Origin of the sequence: Shewanella frigidimarina (assembly GCF_003797125.1) — a bacterium.
GTDB lineage: Bacteria > Pseudomonadota > Gammaproteobacteria > Enterobacterales > Shewanellaceae > Shewanella > Shewanella frigidimarina.
Genome location: NZ_RKKE01000008.1, coordinates 1 through 13,639 on the forward strand (window position 1 = coordinate 1; position 13,639 = coordinate 13,639).

The window sequence follows — 13,639 nt, forward strand, 5'->3', positions numbered from 1 at the left end:
ACATAAGCTTGGTCGCTGCGTCTATTTCATGCTGAAGAACAAAACGGTGTTTGATGAACAACGATTCTTAAAAGGATAAGTCGCGCAATAAGGTGAGCTGAACGTCTAACTAGATACTCTTAAAAAGAGAAGCGAGCATGACCGTGAATGATGTGGCTAATGAAGCAATGACTTCTCACCATCATCACTATGCCAAATGCTATTTAAGCTACATTGCCTTGATTAGACACCTTATTGGCGCGCATTGATAAATACAATCAACAAAGTCGTTTACACCCTAAATGAGCCTGAAACTAACTGTGCAAAAAGCACCTCTGACTTGAATAGTGCCATCTTAGGGTTAACCGATAAATGTCTAGTGCCCCTGATATTTCAACGGATTGAAAAGAGTCAGGCAGCGATAAGATCGCACTAAGAGAGCCTCTATATGTGTTTGCTGTAAACGATGATTTGACAGCTAAATGACGTTGATTGATTTTAATTTGACTGCAAAAGCAGTCAAATAAGTTAAGCTCGCCTATTGACTGGTGGAAGGCTCATATGTGTTATGTGTTTTTTGCACTCCACTGGCCAGAGAGAATCATGACATAAACACCGACGGTAATTGTACCAAGCATTAATCCTATAAAAGGCGATGAGCTCCCAACAAATATAGACATGCCTAGTGAAGTACCTAAACATAAAGTTACAGCACTTAACTGTACTCGATTAAGTTTATTTTTGAATTTCATTTTGGACTCCTCATCCTTGAAGTTACTGTAAATAGTCGAAACACATAACGCCCCATTAAGGGGAAATTTATAGTTTGCTAAAATGTTGAGCGGAGCGAAAACAGCAAACTGTAAATTTTCCCTCTTGAATGGCTTGTTATATGCCCGACAATTACCTTTTTTGATGTTTTTACTAACAGGTAAACAATCCCACAGGCAAAAAGTATAACAATAATAAGTATAATTCCCATACTAGTGAACTTTGACCAATGAATAGCTCTATCTACGACAGACTCACAAGGCTTATCAGGATTTACAAAAACTTTGATAGGTATTTTATGCTTAAAATGATATTTAAAATTATAAGCTAACTCTTTCAATGGACCGTCATCTCCACCTTCTACCCACGCTACTTTACTGCCTATACAAGCTATACCATTAAAATTATATTTATAAGAAATTTGAGGGGCATAATAGGTGTATCTGGTTCGATTTGACGAGCTAGTAGAACCTTGAGTTATTTTAATAGATGCATTTAACAATGTTGCATCCATTTGAACCCAGTTAATTGATTTAATGTTACCTGATATTGATTTTATAATATTTTGTGACATCAAATAAACAAAAAAAATCATAGCTAAAATAAAAAAATATAAAATAAACCGAGTCATTTTAATATTGTCCTTTTTAGGCTTTCTAGTCATATTAACATCCATATTTGAACAACAAGGAACATCTGCTTAGGGCATATAACGTTTTAGTATTTATGCGTTGCGCTGTTTGCAAAGCATAAATCGCTTGTTGGACTTGGCCGATGCCACATCCATATTAATCGGTATGATTTATGCTATAGGAATTTGCTTTTTAACGGTAGTGGTATTTTGTACAACCTTTCGGCTAATCGTCTGTTCTGATTACACCTTTTAAGGTGGATTTTGTTGGCTTCCATCTTTTTCCATTGCTCGATTATTGCCTTATTTACTGATTTCTCGATACCAAATCGTGTGCCATCGTCCCACCTAATCCAAGATTAGCTAAGTCTGCTTTATTTGCTGACATCCCCCCACTTAATCTGACTAACCTGACAGCTTCAACTTCGCTTCACGCGCTAACATCGTTAGCAGTGGCACCAGTCCCATAAACATTAGCCGCCCATTCGCGCACTGTGGACAACACCAGTGGCCTAATGCGTCAGTGATTACTGCTGGGATGTCTTTCACTTTACTCCCCAGTTGCTCTCTAATTTTGGTGAGCCTTTTACGCCGACAACTGTTGGCTAAAAAACCAAAATGTCTTATCCGCATCACGCCTTTAGGCAGTACATGTAATAAGTAGCGCCTAATGAGTTCTTCTGGAGCCAGTTGCATGATTTTACGTTGGTTATCGACATAGTCGGTGTAGCTGATATCAACACGCTCTTTGGTGACCGCCTTAAGCCGTGATTCATGCAGCATACCTTTGCGGGTGTAACGCCCAAGATAAGCCACTACGGTTTCTGCTTTATACAAACACGCTTTGCTGTATACGCACCACGTCTTATTGATGAGGTTATTGGCGTCGGGAATAGTGAGTTCACGCTGGCGCAGTGCAGCCAACATCTTAGCTTTGAACACGGTTGAGACAGCCTTAACAGGAAATAAATAGTCTGATTTAACGCCGCGCCACTGACCTTGCTCAGTGACCACGCCACCTGGGATTAAACAGTGTAAGTGGATATGCTGGGTTAAGGTTTGCCCCCATGTATGCAGTACGGCAGTGCACCCTAGTTGACCTTGTAAGTGTTTACGGGTCATGCCAAATCGGCTTAAGGTTTGCCACACCGCTTCAAATAACGCGCTATACACAAGCTTTGCTTGCTCATCGGTATGGGTGAGCGCGTTGAGCTCATGGGGCAAGGTAAACACCAAATGAAAATAGCGACAACGCAGTACTTGCTGTTGCTGTTTCTCTATCCATTCTTGAGTTTGCTTACCTTGGCAGCGCGGACAATGCCTATCTCGGCATGAGCAGAACACGCTTTGCTGATAGTGGCATTGATTACATTGCCACTGCTGTTGACCCAGTGCAGCTGTGCGACAGGCCAAAATACGCTGACACCAAACGCTGTTGCTGACTCAGGTGATGATGTTGTTGATAGTGACCGTAATGGGTTTGCAGTATGTCACTCAAGTGATAATGCGCCATCTCATCACCCCAAGTCAGCGAGTAAATCGCCCCCTTTATGCCCAAGCTCTGGCGACCAGTGCAGATATCGCTCGGTGGTTTTAATGCTTTTGTGACCCAGTTGATGTTGGAGTTGATTCAGTAACATGCCAGCGGCCAATTGATGTGTCGCATAGGCATGGCGCAAGCTGTGCGGGCTGCAAGGTTTGGTGATCCCTGCGGCTAACGCCGCTTTTTTGAGGGTTTTACGCACGGTTGACACATCTAACGGGTAGGTGTTGCCATGGTAATGCACACCAAACAGCCACGTTTGCGGATGATACTTAAGCCAGTAATGGCGCAATAAATTAAGCAGTGAGGGTGAGATGATAACCAAACGGTCTTTAGCACCTTTGCCCTGACACACTTTGAGTAACTGTCGCTGACCATCAATATCACTGACTTTAATATTCACCAGTTCACTCACCCGTAATCCACAGCCATAGCACAGCGCTATCATGGTGTGATATTTCTGATTAGGGCAGTGTTGCAATAACTGACCAATATCTTGTTTACTGAGCATTTGCGGCAGTTTTTGACTGGGACGAGGTAAACACACATCAATCCTAAATTGACGCTTTAAAATGTGTTCAAAGTAAAAGTGAATACCATTCAGCTGAAGCTGAATGGACGCTCTTGATAGTTGCCTTTCAAGGTTTAAATAGCGGAAATAATCACTTAACTGCGTATCGGTAACTGTATCAACGGGTTGATGATAGTGCTCTGCCAGTTTAGTAATGGCATATAGATACGCTTTGCGGGTTCGCTCAGAGTAGCGCCTAAGCGTAATTTCATCATGGAATAATTGGGTTTGTACTAACATGACTTACCTCCTTGATAGTGGGAAATCCACTGAGGTAAGTGTGGTGCAAATGACAGGCTTTGGGGCTCCGCGCAGCGGCTTAGTTCAACAGCTTATTGAACGGCTCGCCCGATAAAGTCGGCTGTTCAAGTTATTGATTTATATCATCCTACATTCTCTATGTCTTTGATGTAAAGCGATAAAACACTCTCAACATCCTAAAACAAAACGAGCTTGCGTGTTAATACCGTTCAAAAAACAAGCAATAAAATTTATTTTCAATATTATCAATCAATTATATTTTTCTAATTAAGCCTACGTTACGACTTTAGGCTTAATTAATGAATTGTTTGATTTAAATTAAGCCAAATCTCATTATACCTGTATATAAAACCAGTTCATTAGATTATGCAATCTAGGCAGTAAGAATGGCATCGGTAAAAGAGCTATATCAATTGTATTTTGTATGGAAAACGAAGGTAAGCATTATTAAATAGAGCTTTGGTTCTAAGTAACTTTAGGTCAAAAACCAGTTAGTTTTCTTGACTTGGAAATGGACCGATTCAACATTAAAATTGAGGCCGTTGAAGAAAATAGCGTGAGCCTGACAGGACGTCAGGCTAGCTTTCGTTGGCCAGGGATGGCCTATCGGAAGCGTTAGCATTTTCGAATAAGGACTAAGCAGGATTCAAATGAAGTTAAAAGCTGGATCTACCCCATGGCGACCTTTTCGCTGTTTGGAAATGTTGCGGGGCGGCAGGGTGATCCAAGAGGGAATAGCCGTTGATTTCCTCTTGGTCTGGTGTGGGCGAAGCGCCACGACGTTAGTGGCCACAGGCCATGATTTAAAAACATAATGGGGCAGAAATGTGTTGGCCTGCTTAATTGAAAATGGACAAATTGAACTCTGAACTTGAGGCCGTTGAAGAAAATAGCGTGAGGGATTTCATCTTTATTCTTTACCATTAATTTCAGACGTAAAAAAGCCCCAACTAATGTTGAGGCTTTTTTACACCATACTTACGTATTTAAAGGATGGTACCCGAGGCCGGACTTGAACCGGCACGCTTATTCAGCGAGGGATTTTAAATCCCTTGTGTCTACCGATTCCACCACTCGGGCAAAGTGTTGTTTTAACCGTTACTTAAAGTAACCATTAAACGCAATTTTGTGGAGGCGCGACCCGGAGTCGAACCGAGATAGACGGATTTGCAATCCGTAGCATAGCCATTCTGCCATCGCGCCATCTTTAACCAAATTCAAATCCATCGGATAAGATAAGAAATTGGAGCGACATATCGGGTTCGAACCGATGACCTATACCTTGGCAAGGTATCGCTCTACCAACTGAGCTAATGTCGCGTATTCAATCGTTTCAATGCTTTATTATATCTGCTAGAAAGGTATCGTCTTTCAACCTATTCAACTGAGCTAATGTCGCATTAATCGTGTTAGTTAACATAAAACCCTAAGGCTTGTTGCTGACTCATCACTTGTCTACGGGGAGGCATTCTACCGAATTAACCTCGTGTGTCAATTATTGATTTACGCAATTTTGACTGTTTGCGCACTAAATAATCTTATTGAACTATTATTACGCTATTCTGCCGTTAAATCTTTCCAAGCTGCTGAAATGTAACTCATCATCGACCAGAACGTCAGTGCTGCGGCAATATAAAACAAGCCGTAAGCGACATCTGTTAGCCAAGGTGTGGGTTTCCAAATCAATCCAATAATGGCGATCATTTGCGTGGCAGTTTTATATTTACCAATCCAAGACACGGCAACTACGCCACGTTTGCCTATTTCGGCCATCCATTCACGCAAGGCTGAAATAACAATTTCGCGACCAATCATAAATAACGCCGCTAAGGTTAAGTACACATTGTCATTTTGTTGAACCAACAGCACTAATGCTGTCGACACCATGACTTTATCTGCTACTGGATCTAAAAAAGCGCCAAATCGGGTTAGTTGACCAAGTTTACGCGCAGCATAACCGTCTAACCAATCGGTCAAAGCGGCCAACCAGAAAATAAATGCCGAAACAAATGGTGCCCATGGATATGGTAAATAGAATACCGCTATAAATACGGGTAACAAAGCAATACGGAATAGTGTCAGTGCAATAGGTAAGTTAAACGGCATAAAAAGACCAATTTGTCAGAAGCAGCGCCAATCTTGCCTTAATTTTAGCCCCCTCGCAATGCATCATGAATTGTTTGTGCCATTTCTAAGCTAATTCCGGGTACTTTTGTCAATTCAGCCACACTAGCGCCCTTCACTTCTTGAATTCCGCCTAAATGTTGCAACAAAGCTTTACGTCTTTTAGGGCCCACACCTGCGATGGATTCTAGGGTAGAAGTATTGCGAGTTTTTTGACGTTTATTACGGTGTCCGGTAATCGCAAAGCGATGTGACTCATCGCGAATGTGTAGCATCAAATGAAATGCAGGTGAGTCACTGGCAACCTCGAACGTTTGCTCACTACCACCAACGGTAAACGTTTCGAGCCCTGCTTTACGGCCTTCACCTTTAGTTACGCAAATGAGCAATGGCGGATGATCAATGTTGACACACTTTTCATCGACAATTGTTTGCGCCACTCTTAACTGGCCAATACCGCCATCAATGAAGACTAAATCGGGTACTTTGCCATTGTTATCGATTTTATCAAATCGACGGTTTATAGCTTGTTCCATCGCGGCATAATCATCACCACCAGTAATACCGGTAATGTTGTAACGGCGATAATCAGCTTTATGTGGCCCTTCACGATTGAACACCACACACGATGCGACTGTGCTTTCGCCCATGGTGTGACTAATATCAAAGCATTCCATCCGCTTAATCGGTTCATTAAGCTCAAGTGCTTCTTCAAGTAATTGAAAGCGTTGTTCTACGGTATTCTTATGCGATAACTTGGTAGCGACGGCATTACTGGCATTGGTCATGGCAAGGCGTAAAAAATTTGCTCTGTCGCCTCTTACTTGCGTTTTTAACTCAAACTTTTTATCTAATGCGTGTTCTATCGACGCTTGTAATTCTGTTATACCGTCAAAGTGATGACTGAGGATGACTTCTTTTGGAATCGTGCGCTGAATATCGGCATTTAGGTAAAACTGGCCCAGGAATGATGACAACACTTCTTCAATTTCAGTTTCTGCTGGTACGGAAGGATAATAGCTGCGACTGCCAAAAATTTTACCATCACGAATAAACAGTAGGTGAAAACAGGCAATACCAGAGGCGTAATCGACGCCGATGACATCCATATCACCTTTATGATTTGACACTTCCTGCTGCTCTGCTACGCGCCTTAATGCGGTAATTTGGTCACGATACTGCGCAGCTCGCTCGTATTCCATATCAATTGCAGCGGTTTCCATTTTGGCCACCAGCTGTGATATGACTTGTTTGTCTTTTCCGCGTAAAAATAAACCGGCTAATTTGACCTGTTCACTGTATTCCTCATCACTGACAATCCCCACGCAAGGCGCACTGCAACGATCTAATTGATACTGTAAACAAGGGCGAGATCTGGATTTATAATATAAGTCATCGCATTGACGGATTGGAAACAGCTTTTGCATTAAATGCAAACTTTCACGTACTGCGCCACCATTAGGATATGGGCCAAAATAATGGCCTTTTTCACGCTTGGGACCACGATGATAAGCAAGTCGAGGGTGCTTATGGCCACTCAATAGAATATACGGATAAGATTTATCATCACGCAGTAGCACGTTATATTTGGGCATGTACTGTTTGATGTAATCGTTTTCGAGCAATAGCGCGTCAGTTTCGCTGTGAGTAACGGTCACATCAATATTATCGATATGCGAAACCAGCGCCTGAGTTTTGACATTAGGAATGTTGACTCTAAAATACGAGCTTAAGCGTTTTTTGAGATCTTTGGCTTTACCAACATAAATAACCTGTTGGTGTTTATCGTACATTCGATAAACACCAGGTGCTGAAGTGACATTTTTTAAAAAAGATTTGGCGTTAAAACCACTTGGCATGATTGAAGCTACTTAATGCGTTGCGAGGAATACATTATTCCTGACTAGAATGAACCTGTATCGAGCATTTTGTAACGGATAGCTAAACGGGTCAACTCAACGTCACCGCCGATCCCCAGTTTGGCAAATAGTCGATAACGATAACTATTGACTGTTTTAGGACTTAAATTTAATTTTTCAGAAATATCATTAACCTTTTCACCATTGGTAATCATCATCATGATTTGCAATTCACGTTCAGACAAACTGCTAAATGGATTCTCGTCAGAGTGGTTAAATTGACTGAGCGCCATTTGCTGCGCAATTTCTGGCGACAAATAACGTTGACCACGAGCCACTTGAGTAATGGCTCGTAATACTTCTGGCGATGTGGAGCCTTTAGTTAAGTAACCAGAAGCACCTGCCTGCATTACTTTAGTCGGAAAAGGGTCTTCAGTTTGCACGGTTAATACAATAATTTTAGCGTCTGGCTGATAGCGCAAAATCTTACGGGTGGCTTCTAACCCACCCATACCAGGCATATTCATGTCCATTAAAATGACATCAGCTTCATTCTGTCGCGACCACTGTACAGCGGTTTCTCCATCGGGCGCTTCACCGATGACTTTAATACCGCGTTCATCTTCCAATATGCGACGAATGCCCGTTCTAACGAGTTCATGGTCGTCAACCAAATATACAGATATCAAGTAAACCCACCTATTATTATGCGTAATTCATTTTTGAATTTTAGGGCCGTTTTTATATATGAAAATTTGTATGTAAAATCTTATCGAAAAAATACTGGTTTCATTGCATATTTTACACATCTCACTTATCTGCCTGAATTTAGCATCTTTACATTTACTGACACAAGCAAAGTCAGTTATTAACGTGAAGATGGATATAAAACAGCCAGTTTTGTTGCCTTATTATTGCAATTTAACCTTTTTAAATCATTCACCCTGCAAGGTGATAATAATGGTACGAGCCGATGCATAATCGCGATGTTCACATAAATATAAACCTTGCCAAATACCCAAGTTCAAATGCCCATTGGTAATCGGTATAGACTGACAAGAACCAATCAACGTCGACTTGATATGAGCAGGCATATCATCTGCACCTTCATAGGTATGCTGGAAGTATGGTGCACCTTCGGGTGCGAGTATATTAAAATGCCGTTCCAAATCACCACGGACCGTAGGATCCGCATTTTCGTTTATCGCCAGTGATGCTGAAGTATGCTGGATAAACACATGTAATAAGCCAACATTGATACCTCTTAGCTCAGGCAGCTGCGCTATCACTTCATCAGTAATTAAATGAAATCCACGCTGCTGAGGATTAAGTGTCATCTCTCGTTGTAACCACATCAAATAAATCCTTCTTTAAACGACATTTGCAGGTAGATCAGCAATTATGTAGCTTATCATCGACAATACTTTTGGCGGAATAATGGTAAATTATACACCTGATTAGGGTTACGTTTGAAACATCTTGCATTGATTTTCACGCAATTTACCTACCATTTACCGAACAAACGCCCAATAAATAGTAACATCAATATTTACCACTAAAACAGATGTTTTGAGCCTTAACACTAAAAGTGGAGTAAACGTCACGATTGTGAGTGATTGTATTTAAATACACAGCAGCATAGAGCGGGTACGCCCAAGTGATGAATACAATAAAAACAATATGATAATAATAAATTTAAAATCAGCTACCAATAACGCCAAAAGCAACGGCATAAATATACTGTGACAAGTTTATAGCACTGACATATATACAAAAAAATTGCACCAACGGCAAATAATAAAGCCCTTACATCTTTATTGATGTAAGGGCTTCACAAAATCTGATTAATGCATTAGCAAAATGATTGCTACGTACATGCTCCCCAAGTAATACCATCCTTACTGCACTGCTTAATATTAGTATTATTACTTTGCTCAGTTAACTGGGTCCAACTAATCATACCAGTACTTGCATCATAGTTTTTCTCGGTGGTTACCCTATGCTCTTGAGAGTCGTCTGTTTTACGTTTATACCAACTAAAGTCAGCATCTTGTAAGCCAGTATCATCTGTAAATATATAACCATAATCAGTTAATAAAGTGACTAATTCTGTGGTTGAATATTCTGCAGAACGGTCTTGTAAATTAACCCAATCATTAAGCGTTGCAAACGCCCCATTAGTTTTAAATTGTGAAAACTGCATAAGATAATTAATATTGTTTTCGCTATAATCAACGTAATAAACACGCTCATAAGCTTGAGTAAAAATATCGGCCGTGAATTGACACTCACCAGTATCTGTTGAGTAGGTATTGCTTAGTGTAAATTGTACCGGTACGAGTTCGACGTCATGAGTAACCATAACACTTTCGTTATTAAAACAAGTCTCTAACTGACCATCAGCGGTATTTCGCTCATCATAACTAGCGATGTACCTGCCATTGTCCCCCCATGAAAATGCGTTGTTATGACGGCGATAATAGACATATAGAACGGCATCAGTTACGTCGCCATTATCATCGCTTTCCATTCTTGCCGACTCTGAGAAAAATTGACTATCGTCAGGGTAGAAAACAACGATATCTCGGTACCAGACATTTTCAGTAAGCTGTTCTGCTGCAGGTGCTTTATCTAGATAATGAATAACTCGGATATAACTCGCGTCCTTGTAGGCATCATTAGTTAACAGTTCAGCTTTCTTCTTCAAACTTAAGCTTAACCCTGTCACATAACGGCGCGCCGTCTGTTGCAATGCTTGATTCCCATTTTCAATAAAGTCGCTGAATAGATCATCAATCGATATGTTAGATTTTCGAGTAAAATCGTCAATGGCTTCATTAATAAGCGAAGCATAATTCAGTTGGCTTTGAGGATTGTCAATGAGCTGTTGACAACTAGCTTGAAGAACCTCGGCATTTCTATCCATTGCGTTTGTACTGTTAACCGTAGGAGATGAAGATAACATGTCCCAAACTGCCGACGTTAGTGGCGTAATATATGCGGCTTGTTCAGGATTAAACTGTCCATAAAGCGGAGGATAAATAAGTTGATAAGCAGAGGTAACCACGCCTTCGGTTTCATCAATTGCGCCGACAGGAACATCTACTCTTACCGGTACTAAAGTGGCACAAACTTGTTGCTCGGCATTATATTTCAACGAATACTCGCCGCCTGCATCGGTGACATCATTTGGCTCATCTTCATCAAACACACCGTTATTGTTAATATCTAACCATACCGTAGCACCCATTAAATACCCATCAATCACTCTCCCCTGATGCCCTTGTTGTAAAGGGATAGGTAATACAGTTAGTCGGGTTTCAACGCTGTTTGTTGCACCTTCATTATCGGTAACAGTCAGTTGGAAACTAAATTCGGTATCTAGTTGTACTTCAGGTGCAATAAAGCCTGTTACAGATTGCGTAGCATCAGAAAGCGCAACCGTGGGCGCGCCATTGTCAATTTGTAGCCATTGATAGCTTTGGATTTGGCCATCGGAATCCACGCTGGCACTGCCATTTAATTGTACTTCGGTCAAAGAAATTACTGATGAAAGAGAGGCAATGTTAGCAACCGGAATAATATTTTCCGGCGGGGGCGGGGGCGGTGTCAATGGGGCTTGATCTGAGCTACTGTCATTTCCACCACCACATGCTGTTAAACCCAGTAATGTGGTTAATGTTACTATCCTATGTAATTTCACTGTATATCCTTATCTTTTTTTGATTTTAAATTATTAGTTATTAGTGAATCAATTGTTGCAAAATATGAGTATTTTTAGTTAACAACAAAGAATACTATCACCAAGGTTTATTTTCGACAACAAAAAATGAAAATGAAAACAAAGGTTAACTAACATAAAAACATATACTTAAGTTTTTTCATTATGTCGAGGATGAATCGAGACCTTATAAGCATCAACTTTAGGCACAAAATGATGAACATATTAAAATCATTAAAAAGCCCCATCATTTCTGATGAGGCTTATTCTTTTCAACGCTAATCGGACACTTTCCTAAAAAGCCTTTCCAACTTCAATTGTTAGCTATTCAGCATGTGGTAAATACTGTCATCCTATATTGTAATACTCATATATCTGACTGCATCACCTCTTCTTAACAGCTTCAGTCGGCAAAAGTCTCATTTAACACGCTGGCTAGTCCTGCTGTATTCATACTAAAAATTAAATGAACCAAGTTCAGATTTAAAACCAACATAGCTTCAATGCCATGGGCTTGAAGGGCGGTACTGTCTAATAGACTGGCATCTTTCACTTCTAAGCGTAAACGATTATCAGCAATAGCACGACATGAACTCACGTCACCCAATAGTGGCAGGATAGCTTGAGCTTGCTCGCGATCTTTTGCTGAAATGTTAACCGTTGCTGTTGCTATTACAGGCGTGGGAGTAGCTGCAAGATAACCACCCGACGCGAGCATTTCATCAATTTCGGTACGTGACACTTCGGCGATAGTCCCCACAATGGCTTGTACTGCATTCCCCGAAATCAATACGCCACTGGCGCCTAACTGCTTCAATCTAGCCTGATCCACTTTACTGGTATCGCGCACATCCATCCGTAAGCGGGTAATACAAGAATCCACATTGACGAGATTCTCTGGTCCGCCAAAGGCTTCGATAAAGTTACGTGCTCTTTCTGTCCCTTCTGATGAAACGATCTCTAATTCGACATCCATCCGCCCTGGCGTTTTCAAGTCGAACTTCAAAATTAAGAATCTGAACACTACGTAATACAACGCCGCATAAATGAGACCTAGCACTACCAGTAGCCAGATTTTTTGCGAATTCCCCGAAAGAACAAGAAAATCGATTAAGCCATGAGAGAAAGAGGTTCCATGAACCACACCCAGCATATTGACAAGCACATAAGCAAAACCAGCCATCAGCGCGTGTACAACATAAAGTAAAGGTGCAGCAAATAAAAATGCAAACTCGATAGGTTCAGTAATTCCGGTTAAGAATGCAGTTAACGCTGCCGAAATCATGATACTACCGACCATGACACGATTTTCTGGACGGGCAGTATGCCAAATCGCCATTGCAGCGGCAGGTAAACCAAACATTTTAAACAAATAGCCTCCTGCAAGTTGACCGAAGCCATTACCCGCAGCTCGACTCGCATCGTCCGCTTGCAAATAACACGTCAATACACCTGTTGCAGGTTTACCTAAACTGTCAACACAATTGCCCGCTTCGAAGAAGAAAGGCACATTCCATACATGGTGTAAACCGGCTGGAATTAACGAACGCTCAACCACACCATAAATACCAAAGGCTAATGTTGGGTTTTGATATGCCGCCCAATGGGAAAATGCAGCAATAGCATTGCCTATCGGAGGCCAAATGAACGATAAGATGACTCCCGCAAAAATCGCTCCAAAACCAGTAATAATAGGCACACTTCGTTTACCTGAGAAGAATCCGAGATATGAAGGTAATTGAATTTTAAAGAAACGGTTAAATGTCGCTGCAGCAATAGCACCGGCAATCATACCGCCAAACACGCCCACATCAGTACCAGGTTCAAGTACGCCGATGGTTTTAACCATGATGGCATATCCCACTAAGGCCGCCATAGCAGCCACACCATCATTTTTAGCAAATCCTAACGCGATACCTATCGCGAATAGCAATCCCATATTGCTAAAAATGGCTTCGCCCGCTTGTACCATTAACACATTGACGATATCGGGGAGCACACTAAAACCCGCGCTCCCAACGCCTAATAAGATACCCGCTACGGGTAATACGGAAACCGGCAACATGACCGATTTGCCCACTTTTTGTAAAACCGAAAATGCGCCACTCATCATAGCCTTCTTCGGTTTAGCTGCTGTTATTGTTTTAGATGTCATAATACAACCTTAGAAATTTTAATA

Annotated in this window: 9 protein-coding genes, 3 tRNA genes and 1 pseudogene; all 13 read right to left on the reverse strand. The window is 41.2% G+C overall.

Annotation, left to right across the window (positions count from 1 at the left end; translation table 11 throughout):
* Positions 1-545: 545 nt before the first annotated feature.
* Complete coding sequence (locus EGC86_RS18355; RefSeq protein ID WP_123778516.1) at positions 546-731, reverse strand: hypothetical protein; 186 nt, start codon at positions 729-731, stop codon at positions 546-548.
* 77 nt (positions 732-808) lie between these two features.
* The gene (locus EGC86_RS18360) at positions 809-1,414 is read right to left on the reverse strand and encodes a DUF3592 domain-containing protein (protein ID WP_165872455.1); all 606 of its coding nucleotides are present in this window, start codon (positions 1,412-1,414) and stop codon (positions 809-811) included.
* Between the two features lie 372 nt (positions 1,415-1,786).
* Positions 1,787-2,894 (reverse strand): annotated as a pseudogene (locus EGC86_RS18365) (IS91 family transposase).
* A 4-nt stretch (positions 2,895-2,898) separates the two neighbouring features.
* A complete protein-coding gene (locus EGC86_RS18370) occupies positions 2,899-3,735 on the reverse strand; it encodes a tyrosine-type recombinase/integrase (RefSeq protein ID WP_123778518.1) in 837 nt (278 codons plus the stop codon).
* Between the two features lie 1,015 nt (positions 3,736-4,750).
* Positions 4,751-4,836: transfer RNA gene (locus EGC86_RS18375), tRNA-Leu, on the reverse strand.
* 49 nt (positions 4,837-4,885) lie between these two features.
* Positions 4,886-4,959: transfer RNA gene (locus tag EGC86_RS18380), tRNA-Cys, on the reverse strand.
* A gap of 41 nt (positions 4,960-5,000) precedes the next feature.
* Positions 5,001-5,076 (reverse strand) — tRNA-Gly (locus EGC86_RS18385).
* Between the two features lie 237 nt (positions 5,077-5,313).
* The gene (gene pgsA / locus EGC86_RS18390) at positions 5,314-5,862 is read right to left on the reverse strand and encodes a CDP-diacylglycerol--glycerol-3-phosphate 3-phosphatidyltransferase (protein ID WP_011638096.1); all 549 of its coding nucleotides are present in this window, start codon (positions 5,860-5,862) and stop codon (positions 5,314-5,316) included.
* Positions 5,863-5,906: 44 nt separating this feature from the next.
* A complete protein-coding gene (gene uvrC, locus EGC86_RS18395; protein ID WP_123778519.1) occupies positions 5,907-7,739 on the reverse strand; it encodes an excinuclease ABC subunit UvrC in 1,833 nt (610 codons plus the stop codon).
* A 44-nt stretch (positions 7,740-7,783) separates the two neighbouring features.
* Positions 7,784-8,428 (reverse strand): UvrY/SirA/GacA family response regulator transcription factor, encoded by a 645-nt coding sequence (gene uvrY, locus EGC86_RS18400; protein WP_011638098.1) that lies wholly within the window; start codon positions 8,426-8,428, stop codon positions 7,784-7,786.
* Positions 8,429-8,674: 246 nt separating this feature from the next.
* Positions 8,675-9,094 (reverse strand): secondary thiamine-phosphate synthase enzyme YjbQ, encoded by a 420-nt coding sequence (locus EGC86_RS18405; protein ID WP_123778520.1) that lies wholly within the window; start codon positions 9,092-9,094, stop codon positions 8,675-8,677.
* Between the two features lie 512 nt (positions 9,095-9,606).
* Positions 9,607-11,442: a PKD domain-containing protein gene (locus EGC86_RS18410; protein WP_123778521.1), complete on the reverse strand. Its 1,836-nt coding sequence runs from the start codon at positions 11,440-11,442 to the stop codon at positions 9,607-9,609.
* A 421-nt stretch (positions 11,443-11,863) separates the two neighbouring features.
* Positions 11,864-13,615, reverse strand: coding sequence for a PTS glucose transporter subunit IIBC (gene ptsG, locus EGC86_RS18415; RefSeq protein WP_123778522.1), 1,752 nt, complete (start codon positions 13,613-13,615; stop codon positions 11,864-11,866).
* Positions 13,616-13,639: the final 24 nt, after the last annotated feature.

Bases quoted from the DNA above. Each gene is read 5' to 3' on its own strand.
- EGC86_RS18355 (WP_123778516.1), bottom strand. From the start codon at position 731: ATGAAATTCAAAAATAAACTTAATCGAGTACAGTTAAGTGCTGTAACT.
- EGC86_RS18360 (WP_165872455.1), bottom strand. From the start codon at position 1,414: ATGACTAGAAAGCCTAAAAAGGACAATATTAAAATGACTCGGTTTATT.
- EGC86_RS18370 (WP_123778518.1), bottom strand. From the start codon at position 3,735: ATGTTAGTACAAACCCAATTATTCCATGATGAAATTACGCTTAGGCGC.
- pgsA (WP_011638096.1), bottom strand. From the start codon at position 5,862: ATGCCGTTTAACTTACCTATTGCACTGACACTATTCCGTATTGCTTTG.
- uvrC (WP_123778519.1), bottom strand. From the start codon at position 7,739: ATGCCAAGTGGTTTTAACGCCAAATCTTTTTTAAAAAATGTCACTTCA.
- EGC86_RS18405 (WP_123778520.1), bottom strand. From the start codon at position 9,094: ATGTGGTTACAACGAGAGATGACACTTAATCCTCAGCAGCGTGGATTT.
- ptsG (WP_123778522.1), bottom strand. From the start codon at position 13,615: ATGACATCTAAAACAATAACAGCAGCTAAACCGAAGAAGGCTATGATG.